The sequence below is a fragment of the Acinetobacter sp. SK-43 genome (genome assembly GCF_015351505.1).
Lineage (GTDB): Bacteria > Pseudomonadota > Gammaproteobacteria > Pseudomonadales > Moraxellaceae > Acinetobacter > Acinetobacter junii.
This window is the reverse complement of the sequence record NZ_JADKPY010000035.1, coordinates 15,141-41,298: the sequence shown is the minus strand read 5'-3', so window position 1 is coordinate 41,298 and position 26,158 is coordinate 15,141. Positions and strand designations below refer to the sequence as shown.

Annotated in this window: 25 protein-coding genes; 17 read left to right on the top strand and 8 right to left on the bottom strand. The window is 38.4% G+C overall.

Annotated elements, in window-relative coordinates; genetic code table 11:
* Positions 1-570: nicotinate-nicotinamide nucleotide adenylyltransferase (locus IRT38_RS08375; protein WP_194597438.1), on the bottom strand; the 570-nt coding region annotated here is incomplete at its 3' end.
* Between the two features lie 108 nt (positions 571-678).
* Here IRT38_RS08375 and IRT38_RS08370 point away from each other — a divergent pair.
* Positions 679-1,479: an enoyl-CoA hydratase-related protein gene (locus IRT38_RS08370; protein ID WP_194597437.1), complete on the top strand. Its 801-nt coding sequence runs from the start codon at positions 679-681 to the stop codon at positions 1,477-1,479.
* A 101-nt stretch (positions 1,480-1,580) separates the two neighbouring features.
* Entirely contained in the window at positions 1,581-2,342 is a 762-nt protein-coding gene (locus IRT38_RS08365) for a nitroreductase family protein (protein WP_194597436.1), read from the top strand.
* Here IRT38_RS08365 and IRT38_RS08360 read toward each other — a convergent pair whose 3' ends face one another.
* Positions 2,343-2,657 (bottom strand): NGG1p interacting factor NIF3, encoded by a 315-nt coding sequence (locus tag IRT38_RS08360; RefSeq protein WP_194597435.1) that lies wholly within the window; start codon positions 2,655-2,657, stop codon positions 2,343-2,345.
* Between the two features lie 100 nt (positions 2,658-2,757).
* Positions 2,758-6,588 carry a phosphoribosylformylglycinamidine synthase gene (gene purL, locus IRT38_RS08355; protein ID WP_194597434.1) on the bottom strand — a complete coding sequence of 1,277 codons (3,831 nt, stop codon included), beginning with the start codon at positions 6,586-6,588 and terminating at the stop codon, positions 2,758-2,760.
* 377 nt (positions 6,589-6,965) lie between these two features.
* Here purL and IRT38_RS08350 point away from each other — a divergent pair, with 377 nt between their 5' ends.
* The 10 genes from IRT38_RS08350 to pal all read left to right on the top strand — a co-directional run bounded on the left by IRT38_RS08350 (position 6,966) and on the right by pal (position 15,946).
* The gene (locus IRT38_RS08350) at positions 6,966-8,306 is read left to right on the top strand and encodes a deoxyguanosinetriphosphate triphosphohydrolase (protein ID WP_194597433.1); all 1,341 of its coding nucleotides are present in this window, start codon (positions 6,966-6,968) and stop codon (positions 8,304-8,306) included.
* Between the two features lie 73 nt (positions 8,307-8,379).
* Complete coding sequence (gene ruvA, locus IRT38_RS08345; protein WP_194597432.1) at positions 8,380-8,985, top strand: Holliday junction branch migration protein RuvA; 606 nt, start codon at positions 8,380-8,382, stop codon at positions 8,983-8,985.
* Positions 8,986-8,989: 4 nt separating this feature from the next.
* A complete protein-coding gene (gene ruvB / locus IRT38_RS08340; RefSeq protein WP_004952988.1) occupies positions 8,990-9,985 on the top strand; it encodes a Holliday junction branch migration DNA helicase RuvB in 996 nt (331 codons plus the stop codon).
* A gap of 95 nt (positions 9,986-10,080) precedes the next feature.
* Positions 10,081-10,977 (top strand): hypothetical protein, encoded by an 897-nt coding sequence (locus IRT38_RS08335; protein WP_194597431.1) that lies wholly within the window; start codon positions 10,081-10,083, stop codon positions 10,975-10,977.
* Positions 10,978-11,127: 150 nt separating this feature from the next.
* Positions 11,128-11,535 carry a tol-pal system-associated acyl-CoA thioesterase gene (gene ybgC, locus IRT38_RS08330; protein WP_004913566.1) on the top strand — a complete coding sequence of 136 codons (408 nt, stop codon included), beginning with the start codon at positions 11,128-11,130 and terminating at the stop codon, positions 11,533-11,535.
* A gap of 24 nt (positions 11,536-11,559) precedes the next feature.
* Entirely contained in the window at positions 11,560-12,258 is a 699-nt protein-coding gene (gene tolQ / locus IRT38_RS08325; RefSeq protein ID WP_004913568.1) for a protein TolQ, read from the top strand.
* The gene (gene tolR, locus IRT38_RS08320) at positions 12,258-12,710 is read left to right on the top strand and encodes a protein TolR (RefSeq protein ID WP_004913571.1); all 453 of its coding nucleotides are present in this window, start codon (positions 12,258-12,260) and stop codon (positions 12,708-12,710) included. The genes tolQ and tolR overlap by 1 nt, the downstream gene beginning before the upstream one ends.
* Positions 12,711-12,713: 3 nt before the next feature.
* Positions 12,714-13,973: a cell envelope integrity protein TolA gene (tolA, locus tag IRT38_RS08315; RefSeq protein ID WP_194597430.1), complete on the top strand. Its 1,260-nt coding sequence runs from the start codon at positions 12,714-12,716 to the stop codon at positions 13,971-13,973.
* A 100-nt stretch (positions 13,974-14,073) separates the two neighbouring features.
* Complete coding sequence (gene tolB, locus IRT38_RS08310) at positions 14,074-15,357, top strand: Tol-Pal system beta propeller repeat protein TolB (protein WP_194597439.1); 1,284 nt, start codon at positions 14,074-14,076, stop codon at positions 15,355-15,357.
* A gap of 22 nt (positions 15,358-15,379) precedes the next feature.
* Positions 15,380-15,946, top strand: coding sequence for a peptidoglycan-associated lipoprotein Pal (pal, locus tag IRT38_RS08305; protein WP_004952979.1), 567 nt, complete (start codon positions 15,380-15,382; stop codon positions 15,944-15,946).
* A 44-nt stretch (positions 15,947-15,990) separates the two neighbouring features.
* Here the strand turns inward: pal and IRT38_RS08300 are convergent, their stop codons facing one another.
* Entirely contained in the window at positions 15,991-16,185 is a 195-nt protein-coding gene (locus tag IRT38_RS08300; RefSeq protein WP_004913584.1) for an NF038105 family protein, read from the bottom strand.
* A gap of 176 nt (positions 16,186-16,361) precedes the next feature.
* Here IRT38_RS08300 and IRT38_RS08295 point away from each other — a divergent pair, with 176 nt between their 5' ends.
* The 5 genes from IRT38_RS08295 (at position 16,362) to IRT38_RS08275 (ending at position 19,631) form a co-directional block, all read left to right on the top strand.
* Entirely contained in the window at positions 16,362-17,333 is a 972-nt protein-coding gene (locus IRT38_RS08295) for a class 1 fructose-bisphosphatase (RefSeq protein ID WP_005403007.1), read from the top strand.
* Positions 17,334-17,390: 57 nt separating this feature from the next.
* The gene (locus tag IRT38_RS08290) at positions 17,391-18,167 is read left to right on the top strand and encodes a TrmH family RNA methyltransferase (protein ID WP_194597429.1); all 777 of its coding nucleotides are present in this window, start codon (positions 17,391-17,393) and stop codon (positions 18,165-18,167) included.
* A 157-nt stretch (positions 18,168-18,324) separates the two neighbouring features.
* Positions 18,325-18,936 carry an RNA polymerase sigma factor gene (locus IRT38_RS08285; protein ID WP_004952970.1) on the top strand — a complete coding sequence of 204 codons (612 nt, stop codon included), beginning with the start codon at positions 18,325-18,327 and terminating at the stop codon, positions 18,934-18,936.
* Complete coding sequence (locus IRT38_RS08280) at positions 18,929-19,252, top strand: hypothetical protein (protein WP_004959825.1); 324 nt, start codon at positions 18,929-18,931, stop codon at positions 19,250-19,252. Before IRT38_RS08285 ends, IRT38_RS08280 begins: the two co-directional genes overlap by 8 nt.
* The gene (locus IRT38_RS08275; RefSeq protein ID WP_004959826.1) at positions 19,242-19,631 is read left to right on the top strand and encodes a DUF3106 domain-containing protein; all 390 of its coding nucleotides are present in this window, start codon (positions 19,242-19,244) and stop codon (positions 19,629-19,631) included. The genes IRT38_RS08280 and IRT38_RS08275 overlap by 11 nt, the downstream gene beginning before the upstream one ends.
* A 52-nt stretch (positions 19,632-19,683) precedes the next feature.
* Here the strand turns inward: IRT38_RS08275 and IRT38_RS08270 are convergent, their stop codons facing one another.
* The 4 genes from IRT38_RS08270 to cxpE all read right to left on the bottom strand — a co-directional run bounded on the left by IRT38_RS08270 (position 19,684) and on the right by cxpE (position 26,064).
* Positions 19,684-22,140 carry a CSLREA domain-containing protein gene (locus IRT38_RS08270; RefSeq protein ID WP_194597428.1) on the bottom strand — a complete coding sequence of 819 codons (2,457 nt, stop codon included), beginning with the start codon at positions 22,138-22,140 and terminating at the stop codon, positions 19,684-19,686.
* 18 nt (positions 22,141-22,158) lie between these two features.
* The gene (gene rbtA, locus IRT38_RS08265) at positions 22,159-24,039 is read right to left on the bottom strand and encodes a rhombotarget A (protein WP_194597427.1); all 1,881 of its coding nucleotides are present in this window, start codon (positions 24,037-24,039) and stop codon (positions 22,159-22,161) included.
* Positions 24,040-24,151: 112 nt separating this feature from the next.
* Positions 24,152-24,850 (bottom strand): DnaA ATPase domain-containing protein, encoded by a 699-nt coding sequence (locus tag IRT38_RS08260; protein ID WP_194597426.1) that lies wholly within the window; start codon positions 24,848-24,850, stop codon positions 24,152-24,154.
* Positions 24,851-24,870: 20 nt separating this feature from the next.
* Positions 24,871-26,064, bottom strand: coding sequence for a chloramphenicol efflux transporter CxpE (cxpE, locus tag IRT38_RS08255; RefSeq protein WP_194597425.1), 1,194 nt, complete (start codon positions 26,062-26,064; stop codon positions 24,871-24,873).
* Between the last annotated feature and the right edge of the window lie 94 nt (positions 26,065-26,158).

The following is a 26,158-nucleotide window of genomic DNA, read 5'->3' as shown; positions in this document are numbered from 1 at the left end:
ACATTCATCCAAATTACTTTTATCACCCGCAAGATATTTACGCTGCAATTCCGCATAGACTTTTGTATTTTTAAATTCAGTCAGAAATTCAATCGTGCCTTTAGGGAAAAATTCAGTTTGAATCTCACCTCGATAATAGGCTTCTCGCATAGGTGTAGCTGAAATAGAATCCTTTAAACTATCCAACTCAACCATTTCCCATTCTGGAAATAAAGCTAAATAATACGAAGATTCATCTTTGAAGTGACCAATCAAACCTACTTTTGCATTTAGCTGAACCACTTGATTGACCAATGTTTTGACTTGTTTGACCCATTTTTCATCGTTATACACATCAACCACATGTACGAAATGAATCCGCTTCTGATCATCCTCTGAAAAGTTAGACAGAATCATTTGCTCACGTTCATGAGCTAAAAATGGATTTTTGATATTCCGTTCTGATTGTGCTGAACCTAATGCCAATATCACGTTCTGACTTTGCTGTAACGCAATTTCAATGGTTTGTAGATGTGCTAAATGAAAAGGCTGAAAGCGTCCAATAAAAACAAGATAGTCAAATGTGTACATAGGCGTAATTTCACTTTTTGTGAACTCATCAGTTGCACTATGTAACGCAAATATGCGACATAATGAGAGCACTTTAAAATCAATCTGGATTAAAGCAAGGATAGTACGATGACACTTAGCTGTATTCAACAACCTCATCAACATTTGCAAGCAAATTTAGAAGATGGCGTACTCACCTTAGCCATTAACCGTTCAGAAGCCAAAAATGCACTTTACGGTGAACTTTATCTTTGGATTGCAAAAGCATTAGATGAAGCTGATACAAATAAAGATGTACGTGTTGTGATTTTCCGTGGTGCAGAACAAGATTTTACTGCGGGTAATGATATGAAAGACTTCATGGGCTTTATGCAAAAGCCATATGAAGGCAAAGCGGGTGATCAACCTCCATTTGTATTATTAAAAGCTGCGGCTCGTTTTTCTAAGCCACTTATTATCGCAGTGAAAGGTGTTGCAATTGGTATTGGTGTAACAATCTTATTACATGCTGACATCGTATTTGCAGACAATACTGCCGTATTCCAAATTCCATTCGTTAGTTTAGGCCTTTCTCCTGAAGGTGCTGCGAGCCGTTTATTGGTCAAACAAGCAGGCTATCAGAAAGCGGCTGAATTATTATTCACAGCGAAGAAGTTTGATGCAGCAACAGCAGTAAAAGCAAATCTTGTAAATGACGTTGTTGAAGATGCCTATGCAACCGCTCAACAAACCGCTCAACATTTAGCAGCATTACCTTTAGCATCTCTAAAACAAAGTAAAGCGCTAATGAAAAAAGACTTAGCTGAAATTATTGTTTGCGTCGACGAAGAAGCTGAAATCTTTATGCAGCGTGTACGCTCACCTGAAATGATGGAAGCTGTACAAGCATTTATGCAAAAACGTAAGCCTGACTTCTCACAGTTCAATTAATACATTTCACTGTTTTTATACAAACCATTTAGTCAAGACTGGGTGGTTTTTTTATTTAACGTCCCAATATTAACAACAAACTTATAGGAACATTTATTCTCATGTCTGAACAAAATCAAACCGAAAAAAAACGCTACTACGAACCTGCCCCTCAAGATATTGATGTTGCCAATTTCCGTAAAGTCATTGAAAGCCGTCGTTCAGTACGTAAGTTCACGGATAAACCGATTCCAAGTGAGATTTTAGATGAATGTTTAGATTTGGCACTGCTTGCACCCAACTCATCAAACTTACAGCCTTGGACATTCTATGTGGTGCAAAATCCAACCAAGAAAAAGCAACTGGTTAAAGCGTGTTTAGGACAACTTGCCGCTAAAACTGCATCCGAATTAATCGTATGTGTCGCTAGAACAGATCGTGTTGATGAAATGGCAAAACTAAATATCACCGAGTTTCCATTTCCCGAAGCGCCACCAGCGGTTCAAAAGTATTACCGCTTTATTCCCTACAACTATAAAACAGGTTATTTCAATGCCTTAGGTAACTTCAAAAAAGTTGCATTTAAAGTAGCCCGTACACTTGATAAACAACTTCCTGTGACTGCATTTAACCCTGCCGATGCTAAATTATGGGCAACTAAAACCACAGCTTTAGCCTGTGAAAACCTTGTATTGGCTTTACGCGCTTATGGTTTTGATAGTTGCATGATGGAAGGTTTTGATGAACCTTTGGTTCGTAAAATTTTAAAGTTAAATGATCAACAATATCCTGTGATGGTGATCGGCGCAGGTGAACGTGCCAAAGATGGCGTGTTCTTCCCGCAATATCGTTTTGATCGTGATTTATTTATTCAAAAAGTATAATTATTCAATATCTAATATTTGAATAAACTCAAAGGCAGGCTCTTCATAAGGATGGCTTGCCTTTAATGCTTTTGCCACAACACTGGCTTTTTCTTCAGGCACAATGGTCTCTACACGCCATTCTTCAAGTTGTTCCAGCTCATCCAGCTGCCCTAAAAATGGATTTGCACCTTTAACAGACTTAAACTGCCCTATTCCTTTCACTTGCCAAGCACAATGCTCATAATTGCCAATACCGCCTGCACCAGCTTCAAAGATAGCCTGTTTGGTGGATTCAAGGTGTGATTCAGGTACATAATAAATAAGTTTTAGCATATTCTTTTTGATTTCATTGTTCTTGCTCATTCATCGTTATTTTATATTGAATCCAAGAATAAAATAAGCCACCTTACGGTGGCTTATTTTTTATTTCATATTAACCAATGAACTTACGTGCATTGCGGAACATACGCAACCAAGCACCATCTTCAGCCCAATCTTCAGGCTTCCAAGAATGTTGTAAAGCACGGAAGTTACGCTCTGGGTGTGGCATCATTACTGTTGCGCGACCATCTTTAGAAGTTTGTCCTGTAATCGCTTCAGGTGAACCATTCGGGTTCAATGGATAGTGCTGAGTTGGATTACCCAAGCTATCTACATAACGCAAGATGACTTGGTTCTCTGCATTTAAAGCGGCAAGTTGTTGTTCTGTCGCAACTAAACGACCTTCACCATGCGCAACTGCGATTGGTAAAATCGAACCTTGCATATCTTCAAGCAACACAGAAACAGATTTCTCTACACGAACATTCACTGCACGCGCTTCAAATACTTCTGACATGTTACGGTGGAAACGTCCCCAATGCTCTGCACCCGGAATCAGCGGAGCAAGTTGTGACATCATTTGACAGCCGTTACATACGCCTAAGCTGAATGTATTTTCACGATGGAAGAATTGTTCGAACTGATCACGTAGTTTCGCATTGAACAATACTGATTTCGCCCAGCCACCACCAGCACCCATCACGTCACCGTATGAGAAGCCGCCACATGCCACTAAACCTTCAAAGTCGCTTAAGCTCACACGGCCTGCAAGTAAATCACTCATGTGTACGTCGATAGTATTGAAGCCTACTTTGTCAAAGGCTGCCGCCATTTCCACATGACCATTTACACCTTGCTCACGCAAAATTGCCATATTTGGACGACGTGTATTGATAAACGGCGCTTCAACTGGCTCATTTAAGTCATATGTTGGTTGTGCAATTAAACCTTTGTGGTTCTTATCTGCAATTAAAGCAAATTCTTGATCAGCTGTTTCAACGTTGTCACGTAAACGTTGGATCTGATGTGACACTTCAGCCCAAGCTTGTTGTAATTCAGCACGCTCAAGCGTTAAACCATTTACAACCAATTGATCAGTTGTATTCACACGACCAACAACAGCAATTGTATCTTTCAAGCTAGATGCCGCAACTTCAACTTCTAACTGCGCCCAATCAGCACCCGTAATTTGAAGTACTGCACCAATTTCTTCAGCAAATAAGCTTTCAGTGGATTGATTTTCTAGAGCAACACCTAAACGCGATGCGAACATCATTTCAGCAACAGTTGCCAATAGACCACCATCACCGATGTCATGGTAAGCTTTGATCACACCACGATTGTTCCAGTCTTGAATCAAGGCAAAGAATGCTTTGAAGTCATCAAAACTATCAACATCAGGGGTAACAGAACCGATTGCTTTATAGACTTGCGCAAGGATCGAACCACCTAAACGGAATTGACCTTTAGATAAATCAATACGTACAAGTACTGAGTCTGCTAAGTTCTTCAGTTCAGGTGTTAATGTTTTACGTACATCTAAAACAGGTGCAAACGCAGTGATTACGCCTGTCATTGGAGAAGTTACGGCTTTATCTTCACCATCATTCCAAGTGGTACGCATTGAAAGTGAGTCTTTACCGACAGGAATAGCGATACCCAATGCAGGACACATTTCCATACCAATCGCTTTCACACCTTCAAACAAAGCTTGGTCTTCACCTTTTTGACCAGCAGCAGCCATCCAGTTTGCAGAAAGTTTGATATCGCTGATTTGTTCGATGTTGGCACACGCAATATTTGTAATTGCTTCCGCAACCGCTAAACGTGCAGATGCAGCAGGATTTAACAAAGCAACTGGTGGACGCTCACCCATCGCCATAGCTTCACCTGTAAAGCCTTGCAAGCTTGTCGTCGTTACTGCTGCATCTGCAACAGGAACCTGCCAACGGCCAACCATTTGATCACGTGCAACCATACCTGTAATCGAGCGGTCACCAATGGTGATCAAGAATGATTTAGACGCAACTGTTGGATTCTTCAATACGCGGAAAATCGCATCTTTCAAATCAACTTTTGATGCATCAAAGTCGTTACCTTTACGTTCAATCGTTTCATATGAACGTTGCATACGTGGTGTACCACCCAACATGACTTGCATTGGGATGTCGACTGCATTGTTTTCAAATAATGGATCTTCAACAGTCAAATGACGTGCTTCAGTCGCTTCACCAAGTACTGCAAACGGACAACGCTCACGTGCACAAATTTCTTCAAACTGTTCTAAAGATTCTGGACGAATCGCTAACACATAACGTTCTTGCGCTTCATTTGACCAGATTTCCATCGGGCTCATGCCTGGCTCTAAAGATGGAATCTTACGAAGGTTCAATACAGCACCTAACTCGTGATCATTCACTAGTTCAGGCATCGCATTGGATAGACCACCCGCACCCACGTCGTGTACAGACACGATTGGGTTAAAGTCTTCTAAGCGCCAGCATGTATCAATGACTTCTTGGCAACGACGTTCCATTTCTGGGTTTTCACGTTGTACTGAAGCAAAGTCTAAGCTCTCACCCATAGTACCGCTGTCTACAGATGATGCAGCACCACCACCAAGACCGATTAACATGGCAGGACCACCCAATACAATGAGTAAGTCACCTGGTTGAATCGCATCTTTTTCAACGTGGTCAGGACGAATGTTACCGTAACCACCAGCGATCATAATTGGTTTATGGAAGCCTTTAACTTCACCATTCACATTCTGTTCGAAGGTACGGAAATAACCATTCAATGCAGGACGACCAAACTCGTTGTTAAACGCCGCACCACCCAATGGACCTTCAATCATGATTTGTAATGGCGATGCCATACGTGAAGGTTTACCGTAGTTTTCTTCCCAAGGCTGTTCGAAACCAGGGATATTCAAGTTAGAAACCGTAAAGCCTGTTAAACCTGCTTTTGGTTTACCACCACGACCTGTTGCACCTTCATCACGGATTTCGCCGCCTGAACCAGTTGCAGCACCAGCAAATGGAGAAATTGCTGTTGGGTGGTTATGCGTTTCAACCTTCATTAAAATATGAGCGGCTTGGCTCTTATATTTATAAACAAAGTGACCATTTTCATCCGCTTTTGGATAAAAACGCATCGTGTCATAACCCACGATCACAGAGGCATTGTCTTTATACGCCGACAATACATCTGTTGGAGATTCTTTATAGGTATTCTTAATCATTTGGAACAATGATAATGGTTGTTTTTCACCATCAATTGTCCATTCAGAACCAAAGATTTTATGACGACAGTGTTCAGAGTTCGCCTGAGCAAACATCATTAACTCGATGTCATTTGGATTACGACCCAGCTTTGTAAATGCTTCGGTTAAGTAATCAATTTCTTGCTCAGATAAAGCAAAGCCAAACTCATTATTCGCTTTAACTAATGCTTCTTTACCTTGACCCAAGATATCAATTGAGTTGAGTGGCTTCGGCGCAGTTTCTGAGAATAAAGCTTTTGCATCTTCAATTTGAGCAAAAACTGTTTCCGTCATACGGTCATGAAGTACTTGTTTAACTTCATTCGTAATTTCAGTGACACCTTTTAGCGTGAATAAAAGACCACGTTCTAAACGGTGTACAGGTGTATTACAGTTTTGGAAAATATCAGTTGCTTTAGACGACCACGGAGAGATTGTGCCAACACGTGGAGTTACTAAAATTTGGATTTCATCACTTGCAGCTTGGCGAAGTTCGAAAGATTGACCATCGTTTAAAAGTTGTAATGCCGATTGATGTTGCTGCTCGTTGAGCGCTTGATCAAACAAATAAACCCACTGGCTGTCAAAAGATTGAACAGAACTCATTGACGCTAAACGGTTTAAGAGTTGAGCTTTCTTAAAAGAAGAATGTGCTGATGCACCGGCCACGATAAACATGTTGACTTTGGCTCCACGGGTGGGTCTAACGAACCTACCGCAATGTGACTTATGAGAGAGCGCATATTCTACTGTGAAAGCCTTCTTTCAGCTAGCCATATCCATCTTAAAAATCAGAGTTTTCTATCCCAAATCACTTAAATTCTTATCGCTTTATCCATTTTACTTTATTCGTAACAATTCATTTAGTTTGTTCTGATGTACGCATTTCCCATCCCTCATTTTCACGACCTCTTTATTCCAATAGTATAAAAACCAATACTATCAATAGAAAAATCAGAGTGCTTTACACTTACAAGACAACTTATGTCGCACTACTCTAGTGCTTTAATCTTTTTTTTGGCATGATGAATTAAAGTCAGTTTGAATAATGATAAATGGAACAAATGCGTTGGTTGGAATTGCTCTCTGCAATTCGCTTAGGTAGTAAAAAAAGTAGTACAGAATTGGCTAGAAGCCCGTTTCATAAAGATTACGATAGAATTATATTTTCCCAAAGTTTTCGACAACTGAATAGAAAAACTCAAGTTCACCCATTGACTCAGCACGATGGTATTCATACAAGATTGACTCATTCACTCGAAGTATCTTGTATTGGTCGCTCGCTTGGTATGCTCGCCGCTGAAAAGATCAAAGATGAATTACCCATGTGGATTTCACCTGCTGATGTCGGTGCGATTATTCAAGCGGCATGTTTAGCTCACGATATTGGTAATCCCCCTTTTGGTCATGCAGGTGAATATGCTATACGTGAATGGTTTGATGATGCCTCACATCGTGACTTTCTGACCAAACTCACTCCCGAAGAAGAAGCAGACGTTCGTCAATTTGAAGGTAATGCGCAAGGTCTTCGTTTACTCAGTCGTATTGACTACCATCCTGATGATGGTGGTATGCGTCTGACCTGCGCAACACTGGGTGCCTATTTAAAATATCCTTGGTTATCAAAAACCATCGACCAACAAGGCGATACCCCATCCCATCAAAGAGCAAAATTTGGTTGCTATCAATCAGAAAAGGAAATCTTAAAACAGCTTGCTGAACAGCTTGGTTTAATTAAACTGGGTGAATATCACTATTGTCGTCACCCTCTAACTTATTTATTAGAAGCTGCTGATGATATTTGTTATGCACTGATTGATTTAGAAGATGGCATCATTCTTAATATGTTGAGTTATGAAGAAGTTGAACCTATCTTCCTCAACTTGATCGCAGATTTTGGTCTTCCTGAAGAGCTGCATTTACCGCATACCACTTGGCAACAAAAAATTGCAGCCTTGCGTGGTCGTGTAATGAAACGATTAGTCGATGAAGTCACGACGGCTTTTGCAAAACACCACTATGAAATCCTCACAGGTCAACTCAAAGGTAGCCTTTTACAATATTGCTCACCTGATATTGAAGCAGGCATTCAAACAGCGAAAAATCTTGCACGAGATCGTATTTTTGAACATCCTCAAAAATCCGGTTTAGAAATTATTGCGCATCAAAGCTTACAGACTATTTTAGATGCTTTTGTGCCTTTGACCATGCCGCATAAAACATTAAGCTTTAAAGAACAACGTTTGATGTCGATTTTGCAACATTCAGGCGCAAATTTTCAAAACAACCATTACAATAATATTATGCAAGTCTTAGATATTATTAGTAAGTTCTCAGACCATCAGGCTTATAGCTTGGCGCAAGAGTTACAAGGGAATAAAGTTGGCTTCTTTTAAAAGAATATGCAAACTCTGTTTTCTTAAATGACTTTGGTTTAAATCTTTTCAAATAAATAGTGAAAAATTTTCTATGATCGGATGTTTAATTGGCGAAGTGTTTGCCTTAGAAGCCCCTACTGTATTACTTAATGTAAATGGGGTTGGTTATGAAATCGATACACCGCTTTCAACATTTTGCCAATTACAAAAAGGACAAAAAGTAACGTTATGGACACATTTAGTCGTTCGTGAAGATGCTCAACAATTATATGGCTTCAGTGAAGCACAAGAAAAAATTATTTTCCGCACCCTACTCAAAGTAAACGGTGTAGGACCCAAAATGGCATTAGGGATTTTATCTACGTTAAGTGTTGAATTATTAATTCACACCATTGAACACGATGATATCGATACACTAATTAAAGTGCCTGGAGTTGGTAAAAAAACTGCGGAACGTTTAATGATTGAATTACGTGACCGTTTCAAAGCACTTTCACAGTCAGCGAATAGCACTTCACAAACAACCACCGCTCAAATTCAATTCATGTCAAACTCACCTGTTGCTGAAGCTGAGGCTGCTTTACAATCGCTTGGCTATAAACCTATTGAAGCACAAAAAGCTGTGGCAGCTGTCAAGGCTGACTATACAGAATCTGCCGATATTATCCGCGCAGCTCTTAAATCGATGATGAAGTAATATTATGCAAGATCGCCTCATTAGTGGAATTGAAAAACCTGAAGATCACTTTGATCGTGCAATTCGTCCGACATCACTTGCTGACTATATTGGTCAGCCCGTGGTTCGCGAGCAAATGGAAATTTTCATTGGTGCTGCTCGTGGGCGTGGTGAAGCACTGGATCATACGCTAATTTTTGGACCACCAGGTTTAGGTAAAACCACGCTCGCCAACATTATTGCTCGCGAAATGGGTGGAAATCTAAAGTCTACGTCTGGTCCTGTATTGGAGCGCGCTGGTGATTTAGCTGCAATGCTGACCAACTTAGAAGAAGGTGATGTTTTATTTATAGATGAAATTCATCGTCTTTCGCCAGTGATTGAAGAAATCCTCTATCCAGCGATGGAAGATTATCAACTGGATATTATGATTGGCGAGGGTCCAGCAGCGCGCTCTATTAAACTAGATTTACCACCATTTACATTAGTCGCAGCAACAACACGTGCAGGTCTACTCACTTCACCACTACGTGATCGTTTTGGAATTGTGCAACGTCTGGAGTTTTACTCTGTTGAAGATCTTACGCATATTGTAACGCGTTCAGCAAACCTCATGGATGTTCCAATTACTAGAGAAGGTTCAACTGAAATTGCAAGACGTGCCCGAGGTACTCCACGTATCGCCAATCGACTATTACGCCGTGTACGCGATTACGCTCAAGTGAAAGGCACAGGTGAAGTAACTCAAGAAATGGCTCAACGTGCTCTAGACATGCTAAATGTCGATAAAGCAGGTTTAGATACTTTAGATCGTCGTTATATCAGTATGTTGCTTGAACGATTTGAAGGCAGACCTACTGGTGTTGAAGCATTAGCAGCCGCAATGGCTGAAGATAGCGGCACACTAGAGGATGTTATTGAACCTTACTTAATTCAACAAGGCTATGTTATGCGCACTGCTCGCGGGCGTATAGCAACGAATATGGCTTATTTGCAATTTGGTATGACCCCACCGGAATAATATCAATTTCCTTTAATAAAATACTTTCTATAGTGAAGTAATTAAAATAATATACAGATTATTCTACTTACTTCATTATTTTATTAAGGGTTAAAATGAAAAATAAATTTTTCACAACAATATTTTATAGCAGCATAATATTACTAACAGCTTGTGGGGGTGGAAGTGACGGTAGTAGTAATGGAACATCCACCCAAAGTAAAGAAAAAATAGACTACACCAAAGCAGAATCTATTGAGTCAATTTATGAACCAATCATTAGTTTATCTCAAGAGAATGACAATATTGCATTGATTGGCACTGAGTTTGCAGAAAATATTTATTATGGCATTTATGCTGGTAATAACTTTAGATGTTCAAAAGGCTCATTTACAAAAAATAGCGACAAGAGCATTACATTCAATGACTGTGAGTTTATGGATTATATAAATGATGACAGCAGCTCTATAACTCGCTTAGGTATTTTCACCATCTCTGGATCCGTAAATAGCAAAGTAATATCATCGGCAGATTCTGCACGTTACGAGACCTCATTAAAGAACTTCAAAATCATTCCACCAAGTGATTCGAGTATTACTTTCAATGGTGACTTTGTCAGTAAATACAACCAAGCCACTACTCAATATCAAATCAAAGAAATGGTACTAAGTGTATTTGATGATGAAACCAAAAAAACGCAACAGTTGATGATTAATAATTATCAACTCAATGTGAATAATCTTATGCTTACTGCACTAGGAAATATTCAAGGTACTCCTGAAAGTAAATTTTTCTCAGTCAATTTCAAAAGTGATGTCAGATTTGAAAATGATACAGATAAAATAGCTTTCTATCCTAATTTTGCTGAAATTATGATTGAAGACACTGACAATATAAAAAATACAATTAAGATTTCAAACACGAGCAATTACAAGGCTTTAATCAGTGCATATGCAGATGGCATAACAGTAACTGGATTCCCTAAAACAGTTGAATGGGATGAACTCAATTAACTTTAAATAATTGTCTTTTCGATCAAGCCCTACATGTTAGGGCTTTTTTTATGCGCATCAAGAATATGTTATTTATTACTATTTCCTTAGTCTCATCGAGAACATATCATTCCTTCATCGCTCCCAGTACGAAACCAATAGGTAAAAGAAATGGCAAATCATTTTGAATTTAACATTCGCGTTTATATTGAAGATACAGATGCAGGCGGTATCGTCTATCATGCCAATCATATCCGCTATATGGAGCGTACTCGAACAGAATGGCTAAGAGCAGCTGGCGTTGATCATTATTGGCACCAAGAGGATTACAACTTTGTGGTTCACCAAATTCAGGTGAAATATGTACGTCCAATATTAATGGATGATTTAATTACCGTTACAGCACGTGTTATTTCGTGTAAAGCCGCATCTTTTGTGTTGCAACAAAATATTTATCGTGGTGAAATCTTGCTGGCTTCAGGTGAGGTTACGTTGGCATGTTTGAATAAAGACATGATGCCACGTCGACTTCCTGACGAAATTCGTGATCTGATTCAAAAAGAATTAGCACAGGACTAAAAATAAACTTTCGGCACTTAACTTATGGCAACAAATTTAGAATCTTCTCTGCATATCTCTGACCTGATTTTACAAGCAAGCCCTGTCGTACAATTGGTGATGCTGATCTTATTACTCGCTTCTATTTATAGCTGGTATTTGATTGCAAAATTGCATATGGGTTTCAAAAAAGCAGAACAAGATGACGAGCATTTTCAAAAAATGTTTTGGTCAGGTGCCGAATTAAATACGCTCTATAATAATGCCCAATTAAACTCAAAGCGTCGTGGGCTTGAAGATATTTTCTATCAGGGCTTAGGTGAGTTTTTAAAATTACAGAAACGCAAAGCTGATACTACACAAACGATTGAAGGTACAGAGCGTATTCTTCGTGTAGGTTTAAGTAGAGATCAAGGCGGCTTAGAAGTTGGTCTTGGCTCTTTAGCTAGTATCGGCTCAGTTGCTCCTTATATCGGTTTGTTCGGAACTGTTTGGGGGATTATGAACGCATTCATCGGTTTAGCAGCAGTTGATCAGGTGACATTAGCCACGGTTGCACCAGGTATTGCCGAAGCACTAATCGCAACTGCTATTGGTTTGTTTGCAGCGATACCCGCTGTACTTGCGTTTAACCATTTTACCGCTAAAGGCGAAAGCATCTATTCTGACCGCGCCCTATTTGCTGAGGAAATGATTGCACTTCTACAACGTCAATCAATTGGAACGACACAGGAAGATGCATAATGGCTATTCAGCGATCTGGACGTTTCGAGCGCATCAAAAAACCACTTAAAAGTGACATGAATGTCGTCCCTTATATTGATGTAATGTTAGTGTTATTGGTCATTTTCATGGTAACTGCACCGATGATTACCAGTGGTATAAAAGTTGATTTACCACAAGCCAATAATCATCCAATTGAATCTAAAGATATGCCAGCGATGGTGACGATTGGTAAAGATGGCAATATCTATTTGCAGTATGAAGATTACAAAGACAGTGAACCACTAACGCTCGAACAACTTGAAACTGTTTTAGCGAAGGCACAACAACAAGCCGAGCAAGATAATAAACAACTCACTGTTCTCGTGAATGGTGAAAAATCACGCCCTTATGGTGAAGTTGTATCACTGATGGCAAGCCTACAAGAAGCAGGTTTAACACAAGTGGGTTTACTGACAGAGCCTTTAAAATAAGTTATGAAAAATATTCACGAGCCACTATTTAAGCAAAACGCTATCGCACTTGGCTTCACATTTGGAGTTCATGCGATTGCTATTGTAGGCTTACTTTTTTTAGGTTTAAGTAAACCGCCCGAACCTCCTAAGAAACTGACGACTGTCTTAGTAAAACCTGAAGACTTTCAACCACCCTTAGCTAAAGAGGTTGAACAGGAAACAACTTCAGAAAATCAGGCTAATGAAATATTAAGTCCTATTGTTGATAATACTCAACCTGAAAATATTCCTGTTACACCTCCAACACCTACCCCTCAACAACTTGCTGCAGAGAAAGGGAAACAAGAGCAAGCACAACAGGCGAAATTAGCTGAACAAAAACGTAAGAGTGAAGAAGCTGCTCAAGCGAAGCAAGTAGAACAGCAAAGAAAAGCTGCTGAAGCATTAGCAGCAAAACAACGATCTGAAGCAGAAGCAAAGGCAACTGCTGAAGCTAAGCGTAAGACTGATCTAAAAGCAGAAGCTGATGCAAAAGCACGCCAAAAAGCTGAACAAGATGCTAAATTAGCACAACAAAAAGCTGCCGAGAACGCAAAGCTAAAAGCTCAACAAGATGCAAAACGTAAAGCTGATGCTGAAGCTAAGGCAAAAGCGAATGCTGATGCTAAACGTAAAGCTGAAGTAGATGCCAAACGCAAAGCAGAGGCTGATGCGAAGGCAAAAGCTGAGGCGGAAGCTAAACGCAAAGCTGATGCGGAAGCCAAGGCAAAAGCGAATGCTGATGCTAAACGTAAAGCCGATGCAGATGCGAAAGCTAAAGCCGACGCAGATGCCAAACGTAAAGCTGATGCAAAAGCGAAGACAGAAGCAGATGCAAAGGCTAAAGCGGAGACTGACGCTAAACGTAAAGCCGATGCAGAAGCTAAAGCTAAAGCAGATGCGGAGGAAGCAAAAGCTTCTGCTGCAAAAAAAGCCGAGCAAGAAGCTGCTCAGAAAAAAGCTGAAGCTAAAAAAATTGCCTCAACAGCTAAGCGTGATTTTGAGAACAAAATCAAACGTGCATGGAATATTCCATTAAGCTCATCTGGTCAAAAAGCTACAGCTCGGGTCACACTGAATGATAGTGGTGCAGTTATGTCTGTGATTGTTAATTCTTCTGATCCCGACATGAAAGCTAGTATCGAAGCAGCAGTTCGTGCAGCCGCTCCCTATCCAATGCCTGAAGATCCTGATGCTCGACGTGAAGCAAGAAGCTTTACTTCAAGTTTTACTGCAAAATAGTAATGAATAGTTAACGTTACATGCTTTTAATAGCACAAAGCATGTAACTATGCTAAATAATTCAACAGCCACAAAAATACGAACGCAAGTAATTGTAACTATGGATAAGACTCGTAAGCACCTCATCTCTCTAGCAGTATTTACTGCAATTAGCGCAGCAATCCCTGTTTCTGCATTTGCACAGCTTCATTTAGAAATTGCAAAAGCACCAGAACAAGCGCCTAAAATTGCTATCATCCCTTTTACAAATGACAATGCAATTTATCCAATTGTTGAAAATGATTTAAATCGCTCAGGTCGCTTTACAAGTGCATCAAAAAATCTACCTGCATCGGCTGCATTAAATCAAATTCAAGCGGCAGATTGGCAAAATGCTGGTGTTCCATATCTTGTTGTTGGGCAAATCAAACCTATTGATGCAAATTCATTTGAAGTTCACTATCAACTTTATGACGTACAAAAACAGCAATATCTCTTGAATGAGGTTTTAACTGTACCGAGTTCACGTATTCGTCAAGCTGGACATATGATCAGTGATGCAATTTACCAAGCATTAACTGGTATCGCAGGTGATTTTAGTGGTCGTATCGCATACGTACTTCGTAATCAAGCAACACCCGCTCAACGCTATACATTACAAATTGCAGATACTGATGGTGAACAGCCTAAAACGGTCTTGTCATCACGTGATCCAATTTTGTCACCAACATGGTCACCAGATGCAAAGAAAATTGCGTATGTTTCATTTGAAACGAAACGCCCTGCTATTTACTTACAAGATTTAGCAACAGGTCAACGGGAAGTTCTAGCAAGTTTTAGAGGGCTCAATGGAGCACCAAGCTTCTCTCCTGATGGGCAATCCATGTTATTTACTGCGTCTATGCATGGTAATCCCGAAATTTATCAAATGAATCTAAATACGCGCCAAGTTAAGCGTATGACAAATGATTCTGCAATTGATACCGAAGCACGCTATGCACCTGACGGCAAGTCATTTATCTTCACCTCAGATCGTGGTGGTTCTCCACAAATATATCGCTACAGTTTTGATGATGGTTCTGTAAAACGTTTGACATTTAGAGGTGCATTTAACGCACGTGGTACACTGAGTGCTGATGGTAAAAAGATTGCTTTAGTACACCGCCCTAGCGGAAGTAGTTATAAAGTTGCGTTACAAGATATCAATACAGGTATTACCAATATTTTGACACCAACAAGCTTAGACGAATCGCCAAGTTTCTCACCTAATGGGCAAATGGTTGTATACGCAACTCGTGAAGGTAGTCGAGGTCTTTTATCAATCATGTCTACTGATGGTCGTTTCCGTATGAATTTACCAAGTGAGCAAGGTGAAGTGCGCGAACCAGCTTGGGCACCGAAATAAATTTTATTAATTGGAGAACTTCATGAATATTAAATATCTTACACTTCCTTTAATCGCGGCAACACTTGTATTTACTGGATGTGCAAGCCGAAAACCTGCTGCTGAAATTACCACAGGAAATACACCAAATGGTTCCACAACAGTAAATACAACAGGATTGAGTGAAGATGCCGCATTAAATGCACAAAATCTTGCAGGTGCATCTTCTAAAGGTGTTACTGCGGCAAATAAAGCATTCTTGGCTAAACGTGTTGTTCACTTCGACTATGACAGCAGTGACCTATCAAATGAAGACTATCAAACACTTCAAGCTCATGCACAGTTTCTAGTTGCAAATGCAAACTCTAAAGTTGCACTTACAGGCCATACTGATGAACGAGGTACTCGTGAGTACAACATGGCTTTAGGTGAACGTCGTGCAAAAGCAGTTGAGAGTTTCTTGATTACCAATGGTGTGAATCCACAGCAACTAGAAGCTGTAAGCTATGGTAAAGAGGCACCAGTCAATACTGGACATGATGAAGCGGCTTGGAAAGAAAATCGTCGCGTTGAAATTAACTACGAAGCTGTCCCACCATTATTGAAATAAACTTACAAATAAAAAAGCTCACTAACAGTGAGCTTTTTTATTTCTTAATCATTTCGCGAAGTCTGCTGATTATCATGATCTGATTGCATCGACTCAATCAAATCATGTTTATTAAACTCTTTATACTCAGGTTTTGCTTCGTACTCTTTCCAAGCATCTTTGACATTTTCTTTAGAAATTTGTTCTAAACTAATCGGTTCGCTTGGCGTGGGAGTTGCATCAAAATTTTTGGTTGTCATCGTTGTTCTCCAAACCTCCTGTTTAGTATGCAATCAACATAGCATGTAATCTGATTCTTGTAATCATAAAAACAACATAAATAAAGTAAGATAATTTTTATTTTGGGACGTTCTCATCTAGAATAGCGAAAATATTTTTATCAACTTTTGACTCGGCTAAATTGGAGCTATTTAATATGTCAAACCAGACCTTATCCCAATACTTAGAACAACAACATGGGAATTTGACACCTGAGTTGGCACAAGTCATCGAAACGATTGCAAACACTTGTAAGACAATTGATCAAGCACTTCAAAAAGGCGCTCTAGCAGGAATATTAGGTAGTGCTGAAAATGAAAATGTGCAGGGTGAAACACAAAAGAAATTAGATGTGATTTCAAATGATTATTTAATCGATGCTTTGAAGTCACACCCACAAGTCGGTGGCTTGGCTTCTGAAGAATTAGATGATTTCACGCCAGCACAAGAAAACGGTAAATATCTCGTACTTTTTGATCCTTTAGATGGTTCAAGCAATATTGATATCAATATGTGTGTGGGTACAATTTTCTCGATTTTACCTGCAAAAAATACGGTAACTCAATCTGCTGACTTTATGCAAGCAGGTACAGAACAAGTCGCTGCAGGCTATGTACTTTACGGACCATCAACCATGTTGGCATTAACAGTTGGTGCTGGTGTTGTATTCTTTACTTTAGATCCAAATACACAAACATATTTATTAACGACAGAGAACGTACAGGTTTCTTCAGACACTCAAGAGTTTGCAATTAATGCATCAAATCAACGTCATTGGGAAAATCCTGTAAAACGTTATATTGATGAACTTTTAGCTGGAAAAACATCTGTACGAGAAAAAGATTTTAACATGCGTTGGGTTGCATGTATGGTTGGGGATATTCATCGCATTTTATGTCGCGGTGGTATCTTCTTATATCCTTACGATTTAAAAGATCCTAAAAAAGCAGGTCGTTTACGTTTAATGTATGAAGCGAATCCTATGAGCATGTTAATTGAACAAGCAGGCGGAGCTTCAACGACAGGTCGTGTTCGCATCATGGATATTCAACCAACTGAGTTACATCAACGTGTACCTGTTATCATTGGTTCGAAAAATGAAGTTGAACTTGTAACTAGCTATCATTAATCTCTCTTAAAACTCAGAGCATCATAGACTTATGATGCTCTTTTGGACAATTTATTTATGGCTGTTATCTTTCTAGAATCAAAAGACAATGCAAAAATCAAACATTTGCGTGGTTTAATCGAGTTAAATAGTGCTCGAAAAAAGCATCAACAAACTGTTCTAGAAGGTACACATCTCTGTTTATCTTGGTTACAACAACAAAGAAAAATCTTTTCTTTATTTACAACTGAGCAAGCTTTGGATCATCCTGAGCTGCAAGAAATTATTGAAATACATCAAGGTCATATTTTTATCATAAGTGAAGTACTTTACAAAGATTTGAGTACTTTAGGGACTACCCTACCTTGCTTAGCGATTGTTGATCTTCCAAAAACCTCGCAAACCATCGATTTCAAAGCTGATACTTTAATCTTAGAAAATGTTCAAGATCCTGGAAATGTCGGGACATTACTTCGTTCAGCAGCCGCGGCGAATATAAAACAAATCATTTGCACCCAAGGTTCAGCATCTCTTTGGTCTCCACGTGTGTTGCGTGCAGGTATGGGCGCTCATTTTAGTGTTAACTGTTTTGAAAATTTTCAGTTAACCGACATTCTTCCAAAATTTGAAATCCCTGTTTTTGTAACCAGCTCACACCGATCAACAAGCCTTTATTCAAAAGATTTAACTCAAGCCTGTGTCTGGATCTTAGGAAATGAAGGTCAAGGTGTATCTGATTATGCACTTGAGCATGCAGAAGCTATCACCATCCCACAACCTGGTGGTCAAGAGTCTCTAAATGTCGCCATTGCTGGATCAATCTGTTTTTTTGAAATGGTCCGCCAACGTCAATAAAACGTTAATTTACTTTAAATGCGCTTTATTTGCGGAAAAAATCAATTACACTGCTAAAATAATTGCTTAAGTTGTCAACGCATTCACCATTTTCAACGTTATATAGATAATGAATTGATAATAATGGTGGGTATCCATGACAGGATTTTCCATCTCTATGGATTTAGCACCTAAACAGGCTCAAACCGATAGCGGTACACATACAGGTACCGTTGAACAACGTCTTCGCTTTTTTATGCAAGACGTTACAGGTCGTGCGCTTGTAATGATGGAAAGTGCAACACAAGGTCAACAAGGCATTGCTATGGATTTAGTGCAAGAAGCATTTATCTCATTGCACAAATCATATTCAGACAAAACAGTGGATGAATGGTATCCCCTGTTTTACACTATTCTAAACAATAAATTACAAGACTGGAGACGGAAAGAAGCACGCAGAGCAAGCCCTTTCTCTTTGTTTAAAAAAATTAGTATAGATGATGACGAAGAACTAATTGATGTAGTTGATGAGTCAACACCCAATCCATTCGAATTTCTAAATCAAGAAGTAACAATGGAAGAAATTCAGGCTGCAATTCATAAATTACCTGTTCGTCAACAACAAGCATTCATGTTAAGAGCATGGGAAGGATTTGACACGATCACTACAGCTCAAATCATGGATTGTAGCGAAGGTAGTGTAAAAACCCACTATCACCGTGCAATACAAGGACTCAGAATCGCTTTAGAGCATTTAAATCCACATTCGGGAGGTTCATCAGATGAATAAAGATGAGTTCACCAAACAAGTGACTTCCAAACTAGACCAACTAGCAAAAGAACAGCATCATAATAAAATGCTGGTCATGAATCATGTTTTAGATACGGTCCAAAAGAAACCGACATCTTATTACAGTATTTGGAAAATGACTGGTTTTGCTTTGGCCGCTGCAATTACAGGTATTGTAGTTTTACCAAACTCAATAGATTTAGCAGATAAACCACAAAATCAAGTAATCGTAAATCCAAAACTTTCACCACAAATGGTCGAAGATATGGAAATGTTAATGGCGTTTGGCGAGGATCGAATTCCACATGGCAGCTAAAAAGTTAGCACTTGTTGTGTGTACGTTAGGCTTATTGCAAACAAGTTTTGCAAGTTCAGAACGTTTTTGGGTTTTTTCAAAACCAAATAAACCGACAACAGAAGAAACGTGGGAAGATCTATCACCTGAAGAGCAGCAACTCTTAATTAAACGCTATCAAACATTAAAAGAAATACCAACCAACCAAAGCACGCAACTACAACAGCGTATGGAATGGTTTACGCAGCTACCTGAAGAAGAAAAGCAAAAAATGCGTGATGTATGGCAAAAAATGAATACTCAAGAACGCAATACTCTGCGTAAAAGAATGCAGAATGCCAGTATTGAAGAGCGCGTATCTATCAGAGAAGAATATCTAAGCAAATATGCAGAACATTAAAAATTATTTTAATAAATTAAAAATAGCGCCCTAAGGCGCTATTTTTTATCTTCTATTTTCTAAAACGACGGTAAGCTAATAAACCCATTAAACCAAATATTGAAAACACTCCAATACTCCCGCCACCATTGTTACTTGCATTACGCGTATCATCAGTAGTCGTTGCTGTACTAATAACACTTACTGTAGCAGTATTAGAAATAGCACCATCAGCATCATATACCTGATAATTGAATGAATAGTTAAATGGGTTGAATGTATTAGATTCCTTAATATAAATATTGCCACCGTAACATGTTTCTTTTTGATCAGGTTCTGGGCATGCACCTTGGCGATCAGCAGTCACAACTAAATTTTTAGTTGGAACATTAGACAATCGTATTGGTAATTCAATCCCATCAGCATTTCTCCAGAATTGAGGTTTATTCGGTTCATTATCAGGACCTTTACCACCCTCACCAGTATCACCAAAATCATTAGATAATTTTAATAAATCTAATGAAACAGTTTGATTCTGCTGATATTTTAGTGTCACAGATGTATTTTTAGCCTCAGGAGCCACATTGACGAATGCCGCTTTGATCAAACCTGAGGATTTAATACTAGAATCAGTTCTCGATTGAATCGTATATTTACAGAAAATCTTATCACCAGCTTGAGTGATGCTATCATCTTTTCTATAAAGAATAATTTGCTCAAGATTACTATTCCACTCACAGACTATGTTTGGTTTATCACCCTCATCGATATTCGTAATCGAGTCATTAATCTGGCCCGTTCCCAAAACTTCTGTTGTGACAATATAATTCTCGTTATTAAAAAATTGTATTCTGTGACTACCATCACTCAGCACAATCTCTTGAGGTATTGGTAGTTGATATCGACTTAAATCGATATAAATTGCCCGATAATGTAAATTTTTATTTAGATTTTCATCTAATTTTTTAAATTTTTCTAAATTATACTTATCAGAAGTAAGCAATAGAGGATCATCTGGATTTTTGATTAGAAATTCATATCTCTCAATTTGCGCCTTGTAACCATCAATTATTTGTTTGATAGAGGTATTCGATAAATCCTCTAAATCACCAGCCGTTAATTTCATTAATTCAACAGAACCAATATCACAACTATTGCGAGCATTAGGATCATAGAACAAAGTACCATCAACAATACGTGCGATTCCTCTTTGATCTTTAGGTCCACAGTTATCACTTTCAGCTGCACTCACATCCACTAGATCTGTTGTCGTTTTATTATTATTTGGATAATAAAGTGGCATAAATGCCGTACTTTCAGATGCAGGTTGCAAACTACTTAATAATGTTCGCAAATTAGTAATATTACTTATATTTAAATTTGTATGTTTCCCATCTGGTATCACCTCTTTAGGCAAATCACATTTATTAGACCCCGTTAAAGTAAGGGCATTATAACCTAACAATAACTGCGTTAATTTTTCTTCCGATGCTGGTCCAAGAAGATAGCGGCAGGCATAACTACTGATATTATGAGATAGAACATTAAAACTCAATAATTTCAGACCGAGTTTATCGTATAAAAAAATAGTATTGGCTTGGTTTTCAACAATTGTGTTACTAGTTAATTCAAGGCTACTAGCATTACTTAAAATACTAGATGTGTTATTAGTGGTATTGCCTGCTTTTGTGTCTCCTGTAAACTTCAGCACAGTACCATTTGTAGAATTACTAATATTTTGTGCAATTGTATTTGTGCTTAAATTGACAGTAGGTTCGCCACAGAAATCAAATATACTTACAGAACTTGTTGATCCATTTTGAATTATACTGCTTGACGATATATCAATTTTTCGTTGCGAGTAGACGTTATCATTAAAACAACTCATTCCCAATACACTACCAACTGGGGATTGATTATTCCGAATTACTGCGTTTGATATAGATAAACCTGTAGTAGGCCCAGCAAGGAAAATTGCACCACCTGAAATACCCGCTTGTGACGCTAAAATGCGAACATTTTGCAAAGCAATATCAGCACCAGCATAAATCGCACCACCACGATCATTTGTTCGTGCATTTTTAAGAGTTATATTGTTCAGAGTAAGGGCTTTTGAACCAATTGTTGTATTAAAAATACGCGAAGAATTATTCCCATCAATAATGGTCTTATTCTCAGTCTGCGCAGGATACTGATTAGTAATTAGACTTCTCTTCTCCCAATCAACAGGTAATGCACCATAAATCACAACATTAACATTCGGTGCCAGTTCTTTCTTCAATACATAAGTACCAGCTTCTAACTGAATTTGTTTTCTAGTAGCAGATGAAATATCAGATACTGTACAGCCACCATAGTTTCTCCTAATCTCAGCAGCTTTTAGAGCTTCACGCAATGAACATGCGTTATTGTTCTCACCATCTTCGTCAACGAACGTATTAACTTTAATAACATCATTGCTTGTCGCAGCGAATAATGGCATCGTTGCAACGATCATGGTTGCTAAAATTCCTTTTTTATAATTTTTCATCTCAATCAAATCCCTTTATCAAGCTTTAAATCTTCGGAAACCAATTAATCCTAATAACATTAAAATTGATGTTAATCCCAAACTACCACCTGAAACATTTACTGTTTTACTTTCAAAATTATTTGGTGGATCTTGAACGATCGTTGTAGGAATGGTGATGTAATAATTTGATACATCGTTAAAACGTGTTGTTGTTGTAATAATACGTAAATTAAATTTGTCAGCACCATGCCAATTGCTATTTGGTGTATAAACAACATTACCAAATTGATCAATTGTAAGTTTACCTTTGGATGGTGTTAATGTCTGTTGCACTTCAAGGCATCCTGGCTGCCAAGTTTGACCATCAGAACGTTTTCCTAATATACGCTCACAAGATGCAGAATCTAATAGTTCTCCATCTAATAGGCTTTCACTTATATTAAATTTAGCAATCTGACCATAAAGAATGTCTTGACCAGTAATTGGAACTTCTGATCTGTTAATTACAAGCTCTATTGCACCTAGATCACAAAGCTCGTCATATCCGCTTCTATTTTTACCGCGCTGATCGATTAACTCACAACTTGCCAAACCAATAGAACTACCATCACTGTAAATCCGCCCCTTATTCACAATTAATGAATCAGATAGAGTTGAATATGATGACAATAACCTTGGTTTAAAGAAACCAACCAATTGATCTTTTGGTGTAGTAAATGGACATAGCAGACCATCTGCAGGAGGTGCATCACATATATCTTTTTCAACACTGTCACCCGCAATTAATTTATGCTTTAGATTATTTTTATCCCACATAAAATTTGGTCGTTCAGCAGGTGCTTGTAAATTACAGTCTGATGTTGTCAGCGTACTTTGAACGACTGACTCATCATCAGATGATGTAACACAATTTGTAGTACCGTTATCAACAATTATACTATTTGATACAAATGCACTTGGAAATTTTTCTTCTGTAGTTGTCTCCCCAGTTGTTGTCTTGGAGTTCCATTTGGGGGCTTGTAAATATAATCCAGCAGCGTTTTTAATCATTGTTATATTATTAACAATCATTCCTTCACGGATATTTGCAACATACCCACCTTTATTCTGGAATATTGTCGTGTTATTTATGCCAGCAAATCGACTTTGTAGTGCTGCACCTGTAGTCTCATCTCTAAAACCAGTTTGAACGAATAATATAGCTCCATCTATGGCAGAGGTACCTATATTGTCACGAATGACCGATTGTGAGATTAAATATCGAGGCATTTCACTGTAAATAACAGCCCCTTTATCCGCTTTATTGCCTTCTAAAATACTGTTACCAATTCGTACGATACCTGCCGTTTTTTCAGTATCAGATAAAATACCAGCATTATATATCCCGCCACCCCGTGTTGCGTTACCAGAAGTTAAGCGAGAGTACTGAATATTTAATGCTTCTCGATTATAGATCAGACCACCATCATTTAACTTAGTCGCTGATCCTTTTAAATTTAATTCATTTAAATTAACTAAAATTAATTCTTTTTCTACACTTCCATCATTAATAAAGAAGATTCGATCGCTTCCCACCATTTTTAGTGTCGCGTTATTCACACCTTTTTTATTATCATTAAAATCCCCACTAATTGCTGTAGTAATCGTCATTCCTACCTTCAGCTCAAGCGACTTATTTAATGAATATTCTTTATCACGCTGTAATACAATAATAGAACTTGCATCTTTATTACCACAACCATGGTAACCATTTTCATATTCTTTTTTGGCGCGATTATTTAGGAAAAAAACTGCTTCACGTAATGAACAAACGGTATCATCCTTATCTTCATCAACTAGTGTAGTGACCTGAATTTCTGCTGCATATACATGCCCAGTAATTGCAAATAAAGCACAGGCAAGCGTCCGTTTGAACATACCGTTCTCCTTCTATTTTTCATTTTTCTTCGTATTGCAAATGACAATTTGCAACCACATTCCTTTGTGCGTACTTTGTCATAGCTCTCAAAATTACTCAAGAAATTTTATGCTATTGGCGATATTCATCAATGAGTGCGTAAATTTGCTTGAGTGTTGTATTCGAAAGCTTGGTTTTTTCACCTTTCAGCATTTTTTCAAGTTGAGCCAATGTTTGTAATAACACTGAGGCCTGATGAGGTCCATTATTCAGTAAATAATCTACGATCTGCTGGTCAAAATGAATCCCTCGTCGATTCATCACAGATTGCAATAAGGCTTGTCTATCGATAAAAGAGCTGCCATTAGGGGCTTTAACACTGACAGCTTGAGTTAATCGGGATTGTAGGTCTGGTAATTCTAATTTTAATTCGATTGGTGCAACTCGTGATGAAAAAACTAACTGACCTTCATGGTTATTCATCAAATGAAAGACTGCTTTTTGCCAATGCGGAACTCCACAAATCGCATCAACATCATCTAAAGCTACTAAATCATAAAACTCTAATGACGTGATCGCTTCAATAGGTGCATCTAATAGCTCTAATAACGATACTTTAATGGCTGGACGATTTAGTTCAAGATAGGAATCACATATCGCAGATAAGAGATGGCTTTTACCTGTCCCTGCACCACCATAAACATAAAATCTATTGACCAACCCTGTATGTAATTGTCTAATTGCATCAACGATAGGCCCCCATCCTGGACCCGAAAAATCACTAATTCGGGCATCAAGCTGAGGTTCAATATCCAGTTGTAGTTGACGCATATCGTTAATTTGTTCCTCGATTAATCAGGGTGAGTCTTGTTAGATGTATCTGTATCTTGAGTTTTTTCTCCCTCAAGATCAATATCTAATTGCTGCGTTTCAAAATGTACTGGTTGATCATTGTTCACTTCGAGAACGAATTCTGAAGGTAATCCATATAAACGACTTCGCTCATAATTATTACGGGCATGCTTAAGTAAAACGACAATAACCGCTGCAACAGGTAATGCAATCAACATTCCGAGAAAACCACCTAATTGAGCTCCCGCTAAGACAGCAAAAACAACTGCAACAGGCGATAGACCAATTTTATCCCCTAACAGGAAAGGTTGCAGAATATAGCCCTCTACCATTTGACCAATCATAAAGACAACACCAACTAATAATAGTTGCATCCAATCAATACCAAACTGGAATAATGTTGCAATCACTGCTGCGATAATTCCAACACCGAAGCCTAAATACGGAATAATACTTGCAAGACCGGCGACCATACCGATAATCAAACCAACTTCTAATCCAATCAGTTGCAATCCAACCGCATAAACAATGCCTAATAAAAGCATTACAAGAAATTGCCCTTTAACAAATGCTCCAAGAACGCTATGACATTCACGAACAATCGTTAAAGTAGAAGTTTCATAAGGTCTTGGAATAAGGCGACGTAAACTATCTAACATTCTTTCCCAATCAAGCAAAAAGTAAAATGCAATAATTGGAATAAGGATTACGATACCACCGAGTTGAATAAAATTAAGACCTGACTGCGCTACGCGTAATGCCATAGTTTGAATGCTATCTGCACTATAGTTGGTCTGGATATAATCCATAACTGCTTTAGACAATTGCTCAGTATCTATTTCCATAGGTACAACATTAAATGTATGAGATACCCATGGTAAGAATGTTGCATTTATCCAATGAATTCCAGCTGGTATGCTATCTCTTGCATAAATCAGCTGCTCCCAAACTAAAGGCGCTAAAAACCATAAAACAACTGTTAACAGAACACCAATTCCAACGAACACTAAACTGATCGCTAACCAGCGAGGCAATCTAAATTTGACAAGTGTATCGACGAGTGGGCTGAACAAATATGCAATAAAGAATGCACCTACAAAAGGTAAAACAACAGGTTTCAACAGATATAAGACCCAGAGGAGCAATGCGAGTCCAGCGAGGATAAAGATACGGCGCAATACCTGATCTTGCATAAAATCCAGCCTTTTTTTGTGTAATCGTTATAAATAGAAAAAAATTTTAATAAAGATAGCATTTTCGAGCATAAATAACATAAGAGTTTCGTAT

Excerpts from the sequence above, each read along its gene's own strand:
- IRT38_RS08370 (WP_194597437.1), top strand. The coding sequence starts at position 679 with ATGACACTTAGCTGTATTCAACAACCTCATCAACATTTGCAAGCAAAT.
- IRT38_RS08365 (WP_194597436.1), top strand. The coding sequence starts at position 1,581 with ATGTCTGAACAAAATCAAACCGAAAAAAAACGCTACTACGAACCTGCC.
- IRT38_RS08360 (WP_194597435.1), bottom strand. The coding sequence starts at position 2,657 with ATGCTAAAACTTATTTATTATGTACCTGAATCACACCTTGAATCCACC.
- purL (WP_194597434.1), bottom strand. The coding sequence starts at position 6,588 with ATGTTTATCGTGGCCGGTGCATCAGCACATTCTTCTTTTAAGAAAGCT.
- IRT38_RS08350 (WP_194597433.1), top strand. The coding sequence starts at position 6,966 with ATGGAACAAATGCGTTGGTTGGAATTGCTCTCTGCAATTCGCTTAGGT.
- ruvA (WP_194597432.1), top strand. The coding sequence starts at position 8,380 with ATGATCGGATGTTTAATTGGCGAAGTGTTTGCCTTAGAAGCCCCTACT.
- ruvB (WP_004952988.1), top strand. The coding sequence starts at position 8,990 with ATGCAAGATCGCCTCATTAGTGGAATTGAAAAACCTGAAGATCACTTT.
- IRT38_RS08335 (WP_194597431.1), top strand. The coding sequence starts at position 10,081 with ATGAAAAATAAATTTTTCACAACAATATTTTATAGCAGCATAATATTA.
- ybgC (WP_004913566.1), top strand. The coding sequence starts at position 11,128 with ATGGCAAATCATTTTGAATTTAACATTCGCGTTTATATTGAAGATACA.
- tolQ (WP_004913568.1), top strand. The coding sequence starts at position 11,560 with ATGGCAACAAATTTAGAATCTTCTCTGCATATCTCTGACCTGATTTTA.
- tolR (WP_004913571.1), top strand. The coding sequence starts at position 12,258 with ATGGCTATTCAGCGATCTGGACGTTTCGAGCGCATCAAAAAACCACTT.
- tolA (WP_194597430.1), top strand. The coding sequence starts at position 12,714 with ATGAAAAATATTCACGAGCCACTATTTAAGCAAAACGCTATCGCACTT.
- tolB (WP_194597439.1), top strand. The coding sequence starts at position 14,074 with ATGGATAAGACTCGTAAGCACCTCATCTCTCTAGCAGTATTTACTGCA.
- pal (WP_004952979.1), top strand. The coding sequence starts at position 15,380 with ATGAATATTAAATATCTTACACTTCCTTTAATCGCGGCAACACTTGTA.
- IRT38_RS08300 (WP_004913584.1), bottom strand. The coding sequence starts at position 16,185 with ATGACAACCAAAAATTTTGATGCAACTCCCACGCCAAGCGAACCGATT.
- IRT38_RS08295 (WP_005403007.1), top strand. The coding sequence starts at position 16,362 with ATGTCAAACCAGACCTTATCCCAATACTTAGAACAACAACATGGGAAT.
- IRT38_RS08290 (WP_194597429.1), top strand. The coding sequence starts at position 17,391 with ATGGCTGTTATCTTTCTAGAATCAAAAGACAATGCAAAAATCAAACAT.
- IRT38_RS08285 (WP_004952970.1), top strand. The coding sequence starts at position 18,325 with ATGGATTTAGCACCTAAACAGGCTCAAACCGATAGCGGTACACATACA.
- IRT38_RS08280 (WP_004959825.1), top strand. The coding sequence starts at position 18,929 with ATGAATAAAGATGAGTTCACCAAACAAGTGACTTCCAAACTAGACCAA.
- IRT38_RS08275 (WP_004959826.1), top strand. The coding sequence starts at position 19,242 with ATGGCAGCTAAAAAGTTAGCACTTGTTGTGTGTACGTTAGGCTTATTG.
- IRT38_RS08270 (WP_194597428.1), bottom strand. The coding sequence starts at position 22,140 with ATGAAAAATTATAAAAAAGGAATTTTAGCAACCATGATCGTTGCAACG.
- rbtA (WP_194597427.1), bottom strand. The coding sequence starts at position 24,039 with ATGTTCAAACGGACGCTTGCCTGTGCTTTATTTGCAATTACTGGGCAT.
- IRT38_RS08260 (WP_194597426.1), bottom strand. The coding sequence starts at position 24,850 with ATGCGTCAACTACAACTGGATATTGAACCTCAGCTTGATGCCCGAATT.
- cxpE (WP_194597425.1), bottom strand. The coding sequence starts at position 26,064 with ATGCAAGATCAGGTATTGCGCCGTATCTTTATCCTCGCTGGACTCGCA.